The following is a 15,299-nucleotide window of genomic DNA, read 5'->3' on the forward strand; positions in this document are numbered from 1 at the left end:
CCCCCACGAGGCCATCGACGACCTGACCCCAGTCGAGGCCGAAGAACTTCACTACGCTGCAAGAAACCAGCTCACGCCGACCGGCTGAGCCACCAAACACAGCCTCCGGAAATTCCGGGGCGGTTCAATCGAACCCGACATGGATCCGGCCATCTGTGTGGCCGAGGACGTCGCACACTCCACCGCGAACCCGTTCCACCACCCAGGCAGACCGGGTGGGGTGGTCCTCGAGCTCCGCATCACCGACCGCGACCTGCTCGAAGACAGGCACCGTGTCGCTGTCTCACCCAAGCTCGGACCGATCCTCCTCGGCCGCCTGCGCACCTGGCTGCTGAACGCCGACACGATCACCATCAACCCCGTCGTGGACCTCGACCCACGAGCCCACCCGCCGGTCGATGAGCACGACCCACCCGCCCGGATGGCCGCCATGGTCCGCCACCGCGACCCCACCTGCGTCTACCCCGCCTGCACCAGACCATCCGCCCACGCCGACCTCGACCACATCGACGCATACGTCCCCCTCGACCAGGGCGGACCACCCGGCCAGACCAGACCCGCAAACCTCGCACCCCTGTGCCGCCGACACCACCGCGCCAAGACCTTCGGACACTCCACCTACCAACGCCTGCCCGACAGCGGCTACGAGTGGACCCTCCCCACCGGACGGACCACCACCACACACCCACCCACACCACGACCCGAACCACCACCGGGCCCAGCACCATCACCACCAGCACCGCGCGACCACCGACGAACCTGACCGCCCCACAGCCCGACACCACCCCGGTGCTCGGGCCACAGGCACGCGTCGTGCGCTGCTACACCTCGCCGACGGCGGCCATGACGGACTGGTCAGCGGGACAGAGCCACACGGCCCTGTGGTCGTGGACGACCGCCTGCAGTGGGTGCGTGTCGGGATGGTTCGGACAAGGGGGCCAGTTGGTGGGTGCTGCTCCCCAGAGATGTGTCTCGATGGCCCACTCCTGCACCTGGTCGGCTGCAGAGGCGACGCGCTCCTCGAGCCGTGCGGCACGTCGTACAGACAAGCCTGTACCGCCACCGTCGGGTCCCCACATCATCAGCGACGCGTACTCGGGATCACCGTTCCAGTCGAAGTCCTCGAACCTGGGCGCCTCGAGCCCGGCGCGTTCCAGATCACGAAGTGGCGGGGTCAGCGACTCCTCCAGCACGCGCTCCATCACTCGAGTGTGGCACGAGGTCGTCGCCAACCTTCCCGCGTGCGTCAGGGGTGCGACGCGTCGTACAGACCGCCCAGCAGCGCGTGCCCGTGTGCCTCGAACTCGTCGTCACCCACGCCGTGGGCCCAGACCGCGGTGCCGACGGCCTGGCCGATGCGGTCGCGGCGCCACTGGTCCGGCGTACGCGGATCCGGGCCGTAGCCGTCGAGGAACGCCGTCTCGAGCTCGGGGTCGCGGGCGAAGTCCTGACCGGCGAGGCGCACGAAGTCCTCCGTCGGGGGTCGCATGGACGCGCGACCGAGGTCGATCACCCGGACGACGCCGTCGTCGACGAGCCAGTTCCTGGGCTGCCAGTCACCGTGGGTCGGGACCACGCGCGACCCGCCGCCGGGCCAGGTGACCAGCTCGGCGCGGACCAGGCGCTCGACGGCGGGGTCGATGCGGTGCGGACGGTCGAGGTCGCGCTCGACGCGCGCGGAAGTCGTCGTGCCAGGTGGGATCGACCTCGGAGGTCTGTCCATGGAGGGCGGCGAGCAGGACGCCTGCCTGCCGGTAGGTCTCGGGATCGTCCTGGGCGGGTGAGCCCTCGACCAGCCGTCCGGGCAGGAAGCGGGTCACGACGAGCTTCGCCGGCAGGTCGAGGTGCAGGGCGGTGGGTGCACGTCCGCTCGCGACCCACGGCCGCAGCCACTCGCGGTGCGCCCGGATCTCGCGCTCGATGTGGCCGTCCGCCTCGTCGCCGGCCTTCACGATGAGGCGACCCTGCTCGCTGTGCACCTCGAGGACGGCCGTCCCGACCAGGCCCCAGCTGTGGTCGGCCACGACGCGTGCGTCCGGCACCCAGCGCGTCAGCAGGTCGCGCTGCTCGGGTCGCAGACGCTCGATCCCCTCGGCCATGCGTGGACCCTACGGGCACGACGCCCGACGCCGCCGGGGTCGCCCGCACCTACAGCGAGATCACGATCCCGGCGATCGCGGCGTTGGCGAGGTTGGCGAGCGACCCGGCCAGCAGGGCCCGCAGGCCGAGCTGGGCGACCACGCCGCGGCGCTCGGGCAGGAGCGAGCCGAGGGTGCCGATCTGGATCGCGATGGAGCTGAAGTTGGCGAAGCCGGCGAGGGCGAAGGTCACGACGGCGACGGTGACGGGGGAGAGGCCGTCGACCTCGGGGCCGAAGTTGGCGAACGCGACGAACTCGTTGAGCACCGTCTTCTCACCGATCCACGACCCGGCCCGGACCGCCTCGGACCACGGCACACCGAGGAGCCAGGCCAGCGGAGCCAGCGCCCAGCCGAGGATCCGCTCGAAGGTGAGGTCGTCAACGCCCACCCAGGACCCCGCGGCGCCCAGCATCCCGTCGGCGAGTGCGATGAGCGCGATGAAGGCGATGAGCAGGCCGCCGACCGTCACGGCGATCCTGCCGCCCGCCAGCGCGCCGCGCCCGATCGCGTCGATGAGGTTGGAGGAGTCCTCGTCGCGGACCGAGCGCACGTCCACGTCCTCGTCAGCATCGACCGGGGTCGCGCCCTCGAGCTCGTCGTCCTCGGGCGTGCTGTCCGGCCACATGATCTTGGCCATGAGCAGCGACGCGGGCGCGTTCATCACCATCGCCGCCAGCAGGTACTCCAGCGGCGCTCCCAGCAGTGAGTAGCCGACGAGCGTGGATCCCGCAGCAGCGGCGAACCCCGCGGTCATCACGGTGAAGAGCTGCCCCCGGCGCAGCGACCTCAGGTAGGGCGCGATCATCAGCGGCGCCTCGCTCTGACCGAGGAAGATCACCGTCGCGCCGTACATCGACTCGACCTTGCTGATGCGCAGCAGCCGGGCGAGCGCGCCACCGATCAGCCAGGTGGCCCACTGCACGACGCGCAGGTAGTAGAGCAGCCCGATCACGGCGCCGAGGAAGACGATCACCGGCAGCACCTGCAGGGCGAAGATGGTCTCGCCCTTCTCGCCGACGTCGAGCAGCGGACCGAAGACGAACTTCGTGCCCTCGTCGGCGTACCCGATGAGCGTCGCGACACGGTCCGCGACCCACTGCAGTGCGTCCTTGCCCGGGCCCCACCTCAGGACCAGCGCGGCGAAGCCGACCTGGAGGCCCAGCGCCACGGCGACAGTGCGCCGGCTGATCCCGCGCCGGTGCTTCGACAGCGCCACGGCGACGAGCAGGAGGAGGACGAGTCCGAGGACCCCGCGCAGGCCGGTCATGGGGCTACTGTGCCGGGTCCTCGCGCACGCCGCGACCGGGCAGGCTCAGGAGCGGTTGAGCTCGACCGCGGCGCGCACGAGGTCGGTGAAGGCCTCGCTGTCGACGTCGTCACCCTCGAACACGTCGATCGCGCGGCGCTTGCCCGCGCCGAGGCTGGCGTTGAAGACGCCGGCCGGGTCCTCGAGCGAGGCGCCCTGGGCGAAGGTCGCCTTGACCTTGTCCTGGTAGGTCTCGAGCGTGCAGATCAGCCCGTCGAGGGAGAAGGTCGGGACGCCGTCGGGGTTCGACGGCTTGCGCCACTTGGCCTCCTCCTCGACACCGGGGACTGCTGCGTTGATGAGCGCCCGGAGGTCGTCGACGGTCTGCTCGCGCCAGTCCTTCGCCATGGTGCGAGCCTACGTCGGTCGCTAGGCGCCCGGAACGACCCGCATGTCGCGGTCGGCGCCGCCGTCGAGGGCGCGCAGCGCCTCCTGGTAGGCCTCGCTGTCGTGGGCGGCGACGGCCGCCTCGACCGAGGGGAACTCGATGACGACGGTGCGGGTCGCCTGGCCCTTCTCGAAGGTCGCCTCGGGCACGCCGCGCACCAGGAAGCGGCCACCGGCGGCGGTGAGGGCGGGACCGGCGAGCACGGCGTACGCCGCCACCTTGTCGGGGTCGTGCACGGCCTGGTAGGTGGTGATCCAGTAGGCGGTCATGCCTGCGAGCCTATGGCCTAGCGTTCGGTGCGTGAGCTTCCTCCGACCCTCGGACGAGCCCGCGACGGCGATCGGTCAGCTGTCGCGCTGGCTCGACGCCGACGACCCCGACCACCTGCTGATCGAGACCTCCGGATCCACCGGGAGACCGAAGGGTGTCGTCCTCCCGCGCCGGGCGGTGCTGGCCAGCGTCGAGGCCTCCGCCCGCCGCCTCGGCGCGACCGGCCGCTGGATGCTGGCCCTGCCGTCGTCGTACGTCGCCGGGGTGCAGGTGATCGTCCGCTCGCTGGTCGCCGGCCACGAGCCCGTCGTCGTCGACGGCCTGGACCTGCGACGGGCGATGGCCGACGACGCCGACGTCCCCACCTTCGTCTCGCTCGTGCCCACCCAGCTGCACCGGATCGTCGGCGACCCCGACCAGCTCGCCGCGCTGGCGCGGTGCCACACCGTGCTGGTCGGCGGTGGCGGCCTCGACCCGTCCCTGCGCCGACGGGCCGAGGAGGCCGGTGTCCGGGTGGTCGCTACCTACGGGTCCTCGGAGACCGCCGGCGGGTGCGTCTACGACGGCCTGCCCCTCGACGGGGTCGGGATCACCATCGCGGCCGACGGCCGGGTGCGGATCGGCGGCCCCACCCTCTTCAGCCACTACGACGACGACCCCGAGCTCACGGCGCAGACGCTCGTCGACGGGTGGTTCCTCACCTCCGACGCCGGCCGGCTCGACGAGGACGGTCGCCTGCAGGTGCTCGGCCGGCTCGACGACGTCGTCATCAGCGGCGGCGTGAAGATCCCGCTCGCCGTCGTCGCGCGGCGGCTGCGCGAGCACCGCGGAGTGGAGCAGGCCGAGGTGTTCGGCGTGCCCGACCGGGAGTGGGGCCAGCGGCTCGTCGCCGTGCTCGTCGGCCACGCCCACGACGCCGAGCTGCGTGACTGGATCAGCCTGGAGCACCCGCGGTCCTGGGCTCCCCGCGAGTTCCGCCGGGTCGACAGCCTCCCTCTGCTGCCCAACGGCAAGGTCGACCAGCAGGCCATCCGGGCGAGCCTGTGATGCCCGACCTGCACGTCTTCTCGATCCCCATGCGCACCCGGTTCCGCGGCATCACCGTGCGCGAGGGCCTGCTCCTGCGCGGCGACGCCGGCTGGGGGGAGTGGTCGCCCTTCCTGGAGTACGACGACGACGTCTCCCGGCCGTGGCTCGCCTGCGCGCGCGAAGCCGCCGACGTCGGCTGGCCGGAGCCCCTGCGCGACGCGGTGCCGGTCAACGTCACGGTCCCGGCGACCGACCCCGCCCGCGCCCACGAGATCGTCCTGGCCGGCGGGTGCCGCACCGCGAAGGTCAAGGTCGCCGAGCGCGGACAGACCCTGGCCGACGACCTCGCCCGGGTCGAGGCGGTGCGTGACGCCCTCGGCCCCGACGGCCTGGTGCGGGTGGACGCCAACGGCGGGTGGGACGTCGACGAGGCGGTCCGGGCAATCGCCGCGATCGACCGCGCCGCCGGGGGCCTGGAGTACGTCGAGCAGCCAGTCATGGACGTCGAGGACCTCGCCGTCGTACGCCGCCGGGTGCAGGTGCCGATCGCCGCCGACGAGTCCATCCGCCGGGCCGAGGACCCCTACCGGGTCCGCGACCTCGAGGCCGCCGACATCGCCGTGCTCAAGGTCCAGCCCCTCGGCGGGGTGCGGGCGTGCCTGCGCATCGCGGAGGACATCGGCCTGCCCGTCGTCGTGTCGAGCGCCGTCGAGTCGAGCGTCGGCATCGCCGCCGGCGTCTCCCTGGCTGCGGCCCTGCCCGAGCTCCACCACGCCTGCGGCCTGGCCACCGTCCAGCTGCTCACCGACGACGTCGCCACGGAGCCGCTGCTGCCGGTCGACGGCCTGCTGCCGGTCGTGCGGCCCGAGGTCGACGACACCGCGCTGGCACGGCTCGCAGCGGACGAGGACCGGGTGACCCACTGGCTCCGACGGTGGGAGTCGGTAGGGCAGGATCGGGTCTCGTGACCAACCCCTCGACCGACCTCGCGCGGTCGGTGGTGACCGCGCTCCGCGGCTCCGGGGTCCGCGAGGTGGTGGTGGCTCCTGGTTCTCGCAACGCCCCGCTCTCCTTCGCGCTGTACGACGCCTCCCGGGCCGGCGGTCTGCGTCTGCACACCCGGATCGACGAGCGGACCGCAGCCTTCCTGGCGCTCGGCCTGGCGAAGATCAGCCGTGAGGCGGCCGCCGTCGTCTGCACGTCCGGCACCGCCGCGGCCAACCTGCTCCCGGCCGTGATGGAGGCCGCCCACGCCGGCGTGGCGCTCGTGGTCGTGACGGCCGACCGTCCGGCCAGGCTGCGCGGCACCGACGCCAACCAGACCACCGACCAGGTCGCCCTCTTCGGCAGCTTCGCGCCGACGCTCGACGTCGCGGCGGGGGAGGAGGGCACCGACCTCGACGAGCTGCTCGCCTTCGTACGCCGCCACCGCCACGGCGGCCCGGTGCACCTCAACGTCCAGCTCGACGACCCCCTGCTTCCCGACGACGACGGGTGGGACGGGGGGATCGCGCCCGAGTGGGTCGATCTCGACCCGGGGCCGACGCAGACCGAGCACGTGCTCGAGATGGGTCCTCGCACGGTCGTCGTGGCGGGCGACGACGCGGGACCGTTCGCCCGCAACCTCGCCGAGCGCGCGGGCTGGCCGCTGCTCGCCGAGCCCTCCAGCGGCTCGCGCACCGGTGACCACGCGATCCGCACCTACCGGCTCCTCCTGTCCGGCGGGCTCGGCGCCCGCATCGAGCGCGCCGTCGTCCTCGGCCACCCGACCCTGTCGCGGCCGGTGGCGCGGCTGCTCGGTCGTCCGGACGTCGAGGTGATCTCGGCCCCGCACCGGGGCACGTGGTCCGAGCGGCCGTTCCCGGTCGCGCACGAGGCCGATCACCTCCTGCTGGACGGCACCGACGACCTCGCCTGGTTCGAGGAGTGGCGCGAGGCCGACCGCGCGGCAGGCCGCTCCCTCGACGCGCTGCTGGCCGACGAGCCCGACCTCACGCCGCACGAGGTCGCCGGCGCGGTGAGCCGCTCGCTGCCGCGCGGCGGGCTGCTGTTCGTCGGCGCCTCGAACCCGATCCGCGACCTGGACCTCATGGTCGCGCCCTACGAGGTCGGTGGACGTCGCTTCGTCGCCGCCAACCGCGGCCTGGCCGGCATCGACGGCACCGTCAGCTCGGCCATCGGCGCCGCGCTGGGGCGTCCCGGGTCGACGCGCTCGCTCGCGCTGATCGGCGACGTGACCTTCCTGCACGACAGCACCGGGCTGGTCATCGGGCCGCGCGAGCAGCGGCCGGACCTGACGATCGTCGTGGTCAACGACGACGGCGGTTCGATCTTCGCCACGCTGGAGCAGGGGGCGCCGGCGTACGCCGACCGCTTCGACACGCTCTTCGGCACCCCGCACGGCGTCGACGTCGCGAGCCTGTGCGCCGCGATGCGGGTGCCGCACCTGGCGGTCCACAGCCTGCCGGAGCTCGAGCAGGCGCTGGCGACGCCGAACGGCGGCATCGAGGTCGTCGAGGCGCGCGTGCGCCGGGACAACCGGCGCGAGCTGGACGAAAAGATCCGCGCGCTGACCCTTCCCTGAAGCGGGAGCGGATCAGCGCGCGGACGGTGCTGCTGGGATCGTTCAGTCGATCAGGGCTGCGGGGTCTCCCACACGCGCACCCAGTCGACGTTCATGCTCTGCGGGAGCTTCTTGTCGGGCATCTCCAGCGCCTCGTAGTCCGAGGCGAGCATGCTGAGGATCAGGTACTGCTGGGCCTTCGAGACGCGGGCCGACGTGCGCCAGGTCTCCTTGCCGTCGATGTAGGTCGTGATGGACTTGGGCGTCCACTTGACCGAGAACACGTGGTAGTTCTTCGACCAGCCGTCCTTCTTGTTCTTCAGGAACGACTCGGAGTTCTTGATCCACGAGCCGGTCTTGATCAGGCGCTTGCCCTTGTACCAGTGGATGAAGCTGGTGAGGCCACCCTGGGGGTGCTTGTCACCGAAGTACTCGATGATGTCGATCTCGTGGCCGGCGCTGCCCGGCTGGTTCTCGCCGACCGGCTGGCTCCAGAAGCTGGCGTGCTGACCGCGGGACTTCTGCATCTTGATGCGCGCGGCGGCGACGCCGTAGCGGAAGCTGAAGCCCTGAGCGGTGCCGATGTGGCCGTTGAGGCGGTAGCTGATCTTCTTCGACTTCTTGCGCGAGGCGGCCTTGCACTTGCCCTTGCGCGACTTGTCCTTGATGACGCTCAGGCGCACGGTGCCGCCGCCCACCTTGACGGCGTCCGGCGAGCCCTTGGAGCACACGCGCTTGCTCTGCGCCTCGTAGTCCTGGCCGCGCATGGACCAGACGGGGTTCAGGGTGCTGCCCGAGAACTCGTCGGTGAACGTGGGGGTGACCCACGCGGCGGTGTCGGCACTCTTGCTCGAGACCTTCTTGAGGCCCTTGAACTTGTTCGCGGTGACGCGGTAGGTCAGCGGCAGGCCGCCCTTGGAGACGTTGGCGCGGAAGTAGGCCTTGCCGGACCTCTCCTGCTTGGCCGTGCCGGCCTTCTTCCACTTCGTGCCCTGCTGGACCTCGAGGGTGACCGTGCGGCCGACCTTGACGGGCTTCAGGGTCGCGATGACCGAGCCCTTGGCCTTGTCCGCGCTGGCGGGGCGCTTGCCCTGCTGGACGATCTGGGGCAGCACCTCCAGCGAGATCTTCTGACCGGCCTTCTTGGTCAGGACCGACGGCGTCGACGTGGCGGCGGCGTCGTCGTTGGCGGATCCGATCTCGGTGGTCATGAGCAGGGACGCGGGCAGGATCAGCGCGGCGACGCTGCCTACCAGCACGCGGCGTGCAGACATGGGAACTCTCTTCGTCTCGGGTGCGATTGGCTTTCCCCCAGGGCACTCCACCCGTCGGAGGCCCGCCCACCCTAACCGCCGATCCCACGCGTCACACATTCATCAGGCGATTCGGACAGTCGTAGTCTGGCCACATGCGCATCACCAAGTTCGGGCATGCCTGCGTCCGGGTCCAGGGAGAGGGCGGTGTGGTCGTCATCGACCCCGGTTCCTTCAGCGAGGCCGAGGCCCTCGACGGAGCCGACGCCGTGCTGATCACGCACGAGCACGCCGACCACGTGCACCCCGACCACCTGCGGCGCTCCGACGCGCCGATCTGGACCATCGCGGCCGTCGAGCGGATGCTGCGCGCCGAGGCACCGGACGTCGCCGAGCGCGTCCGCGTCCTGCGCCCCGGCGACCGGCTCGATCTCGCCGGGACGGCGGTCGAGGTGGTCGGTGAGAAGCACGCGGTGATCCACCCCGACTACGACCGCTTCGACAACTCCGGCTACGTCCTCGAGTCCGGCGGCAGCAGCGTCTACCACCCCGGGGATGCGCTGACGCCTCCCGGCCGCGCGGTCGACGTCCTCCTCGCGCCGGTGAGCGGGCCGTGGCTGAAGATCAGCGAGGCGGTGGACTTCGTGCGCCAGGTCGGCGCGCCCACCTCGCTCGGGATCCACGAGCGGGTCTACAGCGAGATCGGCATCACCATGGCGGCCTCGCACATGGGCAACCTGCTGGGCGACGACCAGGCCTTCGAGCTCCGCGAGCCCGGTCAGGACCTGTAGGACCGGGAGGACCGACCGAGCGGCTCAGTCGGCGCCGAGGGCGTCGCGCACGGGCACGAACTTCGCCTGCGACTCGGCCAGCTCGGCCTCCGGGTCGGAGCTCGCCACGATCCCGCAGCCGGCGAAGAGGCGGACGCCGCCCTCGGTGACCATCGCCGAGCGCAGCGCGATGCCCCACTCGCCGTCGCCCGAGGCGTCCATCCAGCCGACCGGGCCGGCGTAGCGGTCGCGCGGCATCCCCTCGATCTCGGTGATCAGCCGGGTCGCGGCCGGGGTCGGCGTGCCACCCACGGCCGCGGAGGGGTGCAGCGACTCGGCGAGCTGCAGCGACGTCGCGACGTCGTGCACCACGCCGTTCACGTCGGTGGCCAGGTGCATCACGTTGGGCAGGTGCAGGACGAACGGTGCCTCGGGCACGTTCATCGACGAGCAGTGCGGCTCGAGCGCGTCGGCCACCGAGCGCACGGCGTACTCGTGCTCCTCGAGGTCCTTCGACGAGCGCGCCAGGGTGGCCGCGAGCGCCAGGTCGCGCTCGTCGTCGCCCGTGCGCCGGATCGTGCCGGCGAGCACCCGCGAGGTGACCAGGCCGCGCTCGCGTCGCACCAGCATCTCGGGCGTGGCGCCGAACAGGCCGTCGACGTGGAACGTCCAGCACATCTCGTAGTGCTCGGCCAGGCGACGCAGCGGCCACCGCACGTCGACGGGCTCGTCGGTCGCGGCGATGAGGTCTCGGGCGAGGACGACCTTCTCCAGCTCGCCGCGGGTGATCCGGTCGACGGCCTCGGCCACCACCGACATCCACTCCTCGCCGTTGCGGGCGCCGTCGGAGAAGACCAGCCCGACCGGCGGCTGGGGCGCGGGTGTCGCGACGAGCGCGGGGGCCTCGACCGAGACGGTCGTGAGCCACGTGCGGTCGCCGCGCCGGCCCACGACGACCTGTGGCACCACCAGCACGGAGTCGCCGGGCTCGTCGGCGAAGGCGAAGGCGCCGAAGCACACCAGGCCGGTGCCCGGCTCTCCGACGTGGTCCTCGACGTCGGCGCGGGCCACCGTCTCCGACCACCACTTCACCGCGTCGCTGAACCGGGTCGGGCCGGAGGTCTCCAGCCGGGCGGCGACTCCCCACCCGACGAGTCCCTCCCCGCGACGCAGCCAGCTGACCGGGTCCTGCTGGGGGAGGAGGTCGAGCAGCGGGAGGTCCGCCGAGTCCACCGCGATCGTGCGCACCACGAGCGGCGCGGCCGCCGGGCGGGGGGCGGACGGGGGGATCGTCACGAGGGAGCAGCCTACGCCGGGGTCCCGCACCGCCGGAGCGCAGATGTCGAAACCGTGAACAGGGGTCGTGCTCCTGGCCTACTTTCCTTCGATACACGAGACGACGGAGGGGGCGCACGTGCCAGTCCAGCAATCGCCGCTCGCGCGCCTGGAGCGTCACGCGCGAGGTCGCGCACTGGAGGTCGCGATCGCGGAGCAGCGCGACGGGACGTGGGCGAGGCTCACGTGGAACGAGCTCTACCGACGCGCCATCGACGGCGCCGCCGGGATGATCGAGGCCGGGGTCGCCCCCGGTCAGGTCGTCGTGATCCGGGTGCCTGCGGGGATCCGGCAGCTCGAGCTCGAGCTCGCCACGCGGGTCGCCGGCGCCGTGCCCGTCCTCCTGCCTGATCACCTGCACCCGTCCGAGGTGGCGAGGCTCCTCGACGCGATCGAGGTGCGCCTGGTGATCGTCGACGACGAGAGCCGGCTCTCGCTGCTGCGCGAGGCCGGGCTGATGGAGGCCCAGCTCTTCGAGTGCGACGACCGGTCGTGGGAGCGCCTGCGGGGAATGGGGCTGGAGCGCCGCAAGCGCCAGCCCGACCTCCTGACGTGGGTCGAGGCGGCTCGCGCGGGAGCGCCGTCCGGCGCGGTCCTGGGTCTGGCGCGGGAGAAGGCGTCGGCCTGGCTCTTCCGACCCGAGTCCTCCGGCACGCTGTCCGACCTGACGTGCGACGACGTCGCGCTCCTGACCGGAGAGGCGACCGACAGGTTCACCACGGTCGTGCGCGACGCGCACCTGACCAGCGGCTGCACCCTCGTCTGGGTCGAGCGTGCCGAGCAGGTGGAGGCCGCCCTCGCCCACTTCTCGCCCACGCACCTGTTGCTCGACGGTGCGAGCGCACGGTTGTTCGAGGACCTGGTGGAGCGGGGCACGGTGGCAGGCAGGCCCTGGCACGACGCTCCGCGAGACGTGCTCGACGCAGTGAGTGCCCGGGTCGCCGAGGCGCGGCTGGGCGCCCGTGCGCGCAAGCTGGCCGACGAGGTCTCCGCGCTGGAGCCGTGGTTCGGTGGCCGGCTGCGCGTGCTCGCGCTCGACACCCGGGTGAATCGGACGGTCAGCGGCCTGGCCACCGCGCTGGGCCACCGGCTGGGGCGCATCGCCCACCACCCCGCGGTCAGGCTCGACCTCGCTGCCGAGCACGCCGTCGTCACCGTGCCGTCGGCACCGGCGCTCGCGTCGGCCTCGTCGCACCTGCCACGTCGCGGCGGCAGCGGCCGCCTCGACGCCGCGTTCTCGCTGTCCGGCGCATAGCCGTCTCGAGCCCAGCCGGTGACGGTCGTCTCAGCCGGTGAGAGCCAGTACACAGCTGACCCACAGGCCCACCATGCGTAGGTAAAACCGCAGATCAGGGGTCGGTCCCTCGACAGGGTTGTCGGTGAACACACCGCATCACTCGAGAGGAAGGGGACGTCGATGGCACTCGTGCCGCTGGCCCGCGCATCCGCGCTTCCCGACCGCTTCCCGACCGCGCTGCCTCCGTCGCCCCTGCGGCGCCTGAGCGCGCTGGCCTCCACCCGCGGCGACGACATCGCGTACGTCGTGGCCACGGCGACGGGCCTGGAGTTCCGGTCCTGGACCACGGTGGAGACGACCGTCCAGCAGGCGGCGGCCGGACTGGTCCGCAGCGGCATGCGAGCCGATCAGATCGTCCTCTCCCTGCTTCCCCCGACCCACGCCCACCCCGAGCTCGACATCGCGCTGCGGGCGATCGGTGCCGTGGTCATCCACGTCTCGCCGCAGACGCCGCAGGAGGACCTGGTCCGCGAGCTGGCCGGCGTCGACGTACGACTCGTGGTCTCCTCCGACGAGCAGGAGCTCACCCGCCTCGCCGGGCTGCAGTTCCGCTCGGCCGAGATGCTCGACCTGGGCGACGACTCCTGGAGCCGGCTGCTGGGCCTGGGCGCCGAGCGCCTGGTCATGGACCCCGACGTGGTCACGCGTGTCGACCGGGTGGTCGACCCCGACGGAACCGCGGCGCGGGTGCTCCCGTCCGGTGCCGCCCTGGCGCGGGTGCCGTCCGGCGACGAGCTGGCCGGCCTGCTGCCTGCGGACGCCGTCACGCTGCTCGTCGGCGACCCGGGCGACGGGTTCGTCCACCGCGTGCGCGACGCCCACCTCGCGTCGGGCGGCACGCTGGTCCACGTCGCCGCCGCCTCGGACCTGCCGGACGCCCTGACGCTGGCACAGCCGGCCGCGCTGGCCCTGGACGCCCGTGCGGCGGCGTCGCTGAGCGACCTCATCGCCGAGGTCTCCGTGCCGGGGGCACGCCGCCTGCGCCCGGGGCGGACCCGGGCTGCCCACGCGGTCGCCCTGCGGTCGTGGGCCGGTCCCCACCTGACGCACGTCGTGGTGCCCGACCTGTCGGAGGAGGTGTGCGAGTCCCTCCGGTCCTTCGACGTGGAGGCGGTCCTGGTCGGTGCGACGCCGTCGCTCGCCGCGGACCTCCCGGTGCCGCCGCCGGTCCTGGTGGGCGACGCCTCGACGCTGCCCCGACGCTCTCGCGGCGAGCCCGGTCGTGAGTTCGGGCTGCGGACCGACGTCGAGATGCCGAGCGCGCCGTCGTACGACGAGCCGGCCGAGCCGGGCGAGTCCGCGTTCGTGCTGCCGTCGCTCCCGCTCTTCGGTGGTGAGTCGTTCCTCGACAAGCTGCTGATCTCGCAGGCCCGTCAGGGCGAGTCATGACCGAGCGGCGCCACCGGCTGGGCCTCGGTGCCCGGCGCCGGGCCCGCCGCTCCCCCCAGAACCCTCCCGACCACAGCGGCCGGGACGAACACCAACACGAAGGAACTGACATGAACGTTGACGTGATCCTCAAGGAAGCCGTGAACATCGACGGCGCCGTCGCCGCCCTGCTCGTGGACTACCAGTCGGGCATGGCCCTCGGCCAGGCCGGTGACGCCACCGTGATGAACCTCGACGTCGCCGCCGCCGGCAACACCGACGTGGTCCGCGCCAAGATGCGCACGATGGAGAGCCTCGGTCTCAACGACACCATCGACGACATCCTGATCACGCTGGGCCAGGCCTACCACCTGATCAACCTGCCCAAGGAGCACCCGGGCCTGTTCATCTACCTGGTGCTCGACAAGAGCAAGGCCAACCTCGCCATGGCGCGCCACAAGCTCAGCACGCTCTCGGGCCAGCTGGAGCTCTGAGGCAGGACCCGTGCCGCTGCGGCCGGTCAGGATCGGTAGACGATCACCTTGTCGCCGATCCTGACCTGGTCGAAGAGCCACTCGACCGCTGCACGGTCGCGCACGTTGACGCACCCGTGCGACGCGCCGTTGTAGCCGTTGGCGGCGAAGTCGGGGGAGTAGTGCACCGCCTGACCGCCGGAGAAGAACATCGCGAACGGCATCGAGGTGCCGTAGAGGTTCGACACGTGGTCGCGCGACTTGCGGTAGACGGCGAACGCGCCCTCGCGGGTCGGCAGCTCGTCGGAGCCGAAGCGGACCTCGACCGACTTCAGCACCACGCCGTCGACGACCCAGCGCAACGACCGTGAGGTCTTGTCGACGCACATCGCCCGGCCGGTCGAGCACCGCGGGTCGAGCCGCGGCCCGCTCGGCACGATGTTGAAGAGCTCCGCCTTCGTGGGCTCGCGCGTGGTGTCCTTGAGCCAGGTGAGGGTGCGTCGGTCCACCTGGCCGGTCACCGGGAGCTTGCGCCCGGTCTGGAACGCCGTCACGGCGTCGACCGTCGAGCGCGCGTAGCGGCCCGTCACCTTGCCGTCGTACATCCGCAGCTGCTTGAGCCGGGCCTGCACCTGGCGCACCCACCTGCCGGTGTCGCCGCGCTCCAGCAGCGGGCGCCCGGGCGCGTAGACGTTGTGCAGCGCGTCGGAGGTCGGCTCGACCGTCTTCGCGACGATCTTCTCCCACGTGCGCTGGTCGACGACGCCGTCGGCCGTCCAGCCGCGGCGCCGCTGGAACCTCGCCACGCCGTCGCGTGTCTCCTCGTCGAAGCGGTTGGTGACCACCTCGGAGTGGAGGTCGAGCTGGTGCAACCGGCTCTGGAGCACGCGCACCCGCCAGCCGCGGTCGCCGATCCGCATCGGGGAGAACTCGCGTGCCGACACCTCGCCGGTCGCCGCCGAGGCCGACGCGGTGCTCGTGACCGCGGCCAGGCCGGAGAGCGTGCACAGCAGGACGAGCAGGAGTGCGAGCGTGCGCGCACGAGAGTCACGGCGTGACATGTGGTTCCTCCCCCGGAGCCGAGCGACCTCTGGTGGTCGCTGGAT

17 protein-coding genes are annotated in these 15,299 nt (G+C 72.2%); 8 read left to right on the top strand and 9 right to left on the bottom strand.

Going from position 1 to position 15,299, the window contains the following annotated elements:
* The first annotated feature begins 220 nt into the window (after nt 1-220).
* Nucleotides 221-763 carry an HNH endonuclease signature motif containing protein gene (locus IEZ25_RS04010; protein WP_191198144.1) on the top strand — a complete coding sequence of 181 codons (543 nt, stop codon included), beginning with the start codon at nt 221-223 and terminating at the stop codon, nt 761-763.
* A gap of 58 nt (nt 764-821) precedes the next feature.
* On the opposite strand, the gene IEZ25_RS04015 is transcribed toward IEZ25_RS04010, so the two are convergent.
* From IEZ25_RS04015 to IEZ25_RS04035, 6 genes are read right to left on the bottom strand one after another with little or no spacing between them, the layout of a single operon-like run.
* Nucleotides 822-1,202, bottom strand: a complete 381-nt coding sequence (locus IEZ25_RS04015; RefSeq protein ID WP_191198145.1) for a hypothetical protein — start codon at nt 1,200-1,202, stop codon at nt 822-824.
* Between the two features lie 44 nt (nt 1,203-1,246).
* On the bottom strand, nt 1,247-1,642 hold the full coding sequence (locus IEZ25_RS21265) for a phosphotransferase family protein (protein WP_318152088.1): 396 nt from the start codon (nt 1,640-1,642) through the stop codon (nt 1,247-1,249).
* Nucleotides 1,557-2,099, bottom strand: a complete 543-nt coding sequence (locus IEZ25_RS22105) for a hypothetical protein (RefSeq protein ID WP_318152092.1) — start codon at nt 2,097-2,099, stop codon at nt 1,557-1,559. The genes IEZ25_RS21265 and IEZ25_RS22105 overlap by 86 nt, the downstream gene beginning before the upstream one ends.
* A gap of 49 nt (nt 2,100-2,148) precedes the next feature.
* Nucleotides 2,149-3,408 (bottom strand): NupC/NupG family nucleoside CNT transporter, encoded by a 1,260-nt coding sequence (locus tag IEZ25_RS04025; protein WP_191198146.1) that lies wholly within the window; start codon nt 3,406-3,408, stop codon nt 2,149-2,151.
* A 45-nt stretch (nt 3,409-3,453) separates the two neighbouring features.
* A complete protein-coding gene (locus IEZ25_RS04030) occupies nt 3,454-3,795 on the bottom strand; it encodes a DUF1801 domain-containing protein (protein ID WP_191198147.1) in 342 nt (113 codons plus the stop codon).
* A 21-nt stretch (nt 3,796-3,816) separates the two neighbouring features.
* On the bottom strand, nt 3,817-4,104 hold the full coding sequence (locus tag IEZ25_RS04035; protein ID WP_191198148.1) for a DUF1330 domain-containing protein: 288 nt from the start codon (nt 4,102-4,104) through the stop codon (nt 3,817-3,819).
* 31 nt (nt 4,105-4,135) lie between these two features.
* Here IEZ25_RS04035 and IEZ25_RS04040 point away from each other — a divergent pair, with 31 nt between their 5' ends.
* From IEZ25_RS04040 to menD, 3 genes are read left to right on the top strand one after another with little or no spacing between them, the layout of a single operon-like run.
* Nucleotides 4,136-5,152 (top strand): AMP-binding protein, encoded by a 1,017-nt coding sequence (locus IEZ25_RS04040; RefSeq protein ID WP_318152034.1) that lies wholly within the window; start codon nt 4,136-4,138, stop codon nt 5,150-5,152.
* On the top strand, nt 5,152-6,102 hold the full coding sequence (locus IEZ25_RS04045) for an o-succinylbenzoate synthase (protein ID WP_191198150.1): 951 nt from the start codon (nt 5,152-5,154) through the stop codon (nt 6,100-6,102). The genes IEZ25_RS04040 and IEZ25_RS04045 overlap by 1 nt, the downstream gene beginning before the upstream one ends.
* Entirely contained in the window at nt 6,099-7,718 is a 1,620-nt protein-coding gene (menD, locus tag IEZ25_RS04050) for a 2-succinyl-5-enolpyruvyl-6-hydroxy-3-cyclohexene-1-carboxylic-acid synthase (protein ID WP_191198151.1), read from the top strand. Before IEZ25_RS04045 ends, menD begins: the two co-directional genes overlap by 4 nt.
* A 50-nt stretch (nt 7,719-7,768) precedes the next feature.
* Here menD and IEZ25_RS04055 read toward each other — a convergent pair whose 3' ends face one another.
* Complete coding sequence (locus IEZ25_RS04055; protein ID WP_191198152.1) at nt 7,769-8,971, bottom strand: glycoside hydrolase family 16 protein; 1,203 nt, start codon at nt 8,969-8,971, stop codon at nt 7,769-7,771.
* Nucleotides 8,972-9,105: 134 nt separating this feature from the next.
* On the opposite strand from IEZ25_RS04055, the gene IEZ25_RS04060 reads away from it, so the two are divergent.
* Nucleotides 9,106-9,741, top strand: a complete 636-nt coding sequence (locus IEZ25_RS04060) for an MBL fold metallo-hydrolase (protein WP_191198153.1) — start codon at nt 9,106-9,108, stop codon at nt 9,739-9,741.
* Nucleotides 9,742-9,765: 24 nt separating this feature from the next.
* Here the strand turns inward: IEZ25_RS04060 and IEZ25_RS04065 are convergent, their stop codons facing one another.
* A complete protein-coding gene (locus IEZ25_RS04065; RefSeq protein ID WP_318152035.1) occupies nt 9,766-11,016 on the bottom strand; it encodes an isochorismate synthase in 1,251 nt (416 codons plus the stop codon).
* 118 nt (nt 11,017-11,134) lie between these two features.
* Here IEZ25_RS04065 and IEZ25_RS04070 point away from each other — a divergent pair, with 118 nt between their 5' ends.
* The 3 genes from IEZ25_RS04070 (at nt 11,135) to IEZ25_RS04080 (ending at nt 14,214) form a co-directional block, all read left to right on the top strand.
* Nucleotides 11,135-12,310, top strand: a complete 1,176-nt coding sequence (locus IEZ25_RS04070) for an AMP-binding protein (protein ID WP_191198154.1) — start codon at nt 11,135-11,137, stop codon at nt 12,308-12,310.
* A gap of 162 nt (nt 12,311-12,472) precedes the next feature.
* Nucleotides 12,473-13,741 (top strand): AMP-binding protein, encoded by a 1,269-nt coding sequence (locus tag IEZ25_RS04075; protein ID WP_191198155.1) that lies wholly within the window; start codon nt 12,473-12,475, stop codon nt 13,739-13,741.
* A 110-nt stretch (nt 13,742-13,851) separates the two neighbouring features.
* Nucleotides 13,852-14,214: a hypothetical protein gene (locus IEZ25_RS04080; protein ID WP_191198156.1), complete on the top strand. Its 363-nt coding sequence runs from the start codon at nt 13,852-13,854 to the stop codon at nt 14,212-14,214.
* 26 nt (nt 14,215-14,240) lie between these two features.
* On the opposite strand, the gene IEZ25_RS04085 is transcribed toward IEZ25_RS04080, so the two are convergent.
* Entirely contained in the window at nt 14,241-15,254 is a 1,014-nt protein-coding gene (locus tag IEZ25_RS04085) for a L,D-transpeptidase family protein (RefSeq protein ID WP_191198157.1), read from the bottom strand.
* Nucleotides 15,255-15,299 lie beyond the last annotated feature (45 nt).

Source organism: Nocardioides hwasunensis, assembly GCF_014779665.1.
Classification (GTDB): Bacteria; Actinomycetota; Actinomycetes; order Propionibacteriales; family Nocardioidaceae; genus Nocardioides; species Nocardioides hwasunensis.

Bases quoted from the DNA above. Each gene is read 5' to 3' on its own strand.
- IEZ25_RS04015 (WP_191198145.1), bottom strand. From the start codon at position 1,202: ATGGAGCGCGTGCTGGAGGAGTCGCTGACCCCGCCACTTCGTGATCTG.
- IEZ25_RS04085 (WP_191198157.1), bottom strand. From the start codon at position 15,254: ATGTCACGCCGTGACTCTCGTGCGCGCACGCTCGCACTCCTGCTCGTC.
- IEZ25_RS04080 (WP_191198156.1), top strand. From the start codon at position 13,852: ATGAACGTTGACGTGATCCTCAAGGAAGCCGTGAACATCGACGGCGCC.
- IEZ25_RS04045 (WP_191198150.1), top strand. From the start codon at position 5,152: ATGCCCGACCTGCACGTCTTCTCGATCCCCATGCGCACCCGGTTCCGC.
- IEZ25_RS04030 (WP_191198147.1), bottom strand. From the start codon at position 3,795: ATGGCGAAGGACTGGCGCGAGCAGACCGTCGACGACCTCCGGGCGCTC.
- IEZ25_RS04075 (WP_191198155.1), top strand. From the start codon at position 12,473: ATGGCACTCGTGCCGCTGGCCCGCGCATCCGCGCTTCCCGACCGCTTC.
- IEZ25_RS04055 (WP_191198152.1), bottom strand. From the start codon at position 8,971: ATGTCTGCACGCCGCGTGCTGGTAGGCAGCGTCGCCGCGCTGATCCTG.
- IEZ25_RS22105 (WP_318152092.1), bottom strand. From the start codon at position 2,099: ATGGCCGAGGGGATCGAGCGTCTGCGACCCGAGCAGCGCGACCTGCTG.
- IEZ25_RS04025 (WP_191198146.1), bottom strand. From the start codon at position 3,408: ATGACCGGCCTGCGCGGGGTCCTCGGACTCGTCCTCCTCCTGCTCGTC.
- IEZ25_RS04060 (WP_191198153.1), top strand. From the start codon at position 9,106: ATGCGCATCACCAAGTTCGGGCATGCCTGCGTCCGGGTCCAGGGAGAG.
- IEZ25_RS04035 (WP_191198148.1), bottom strand. From the start codon at position 4,104: ATGACCGCCTACTGGATCACCACCTACCAGGCCGTGCACGACCCCGAC.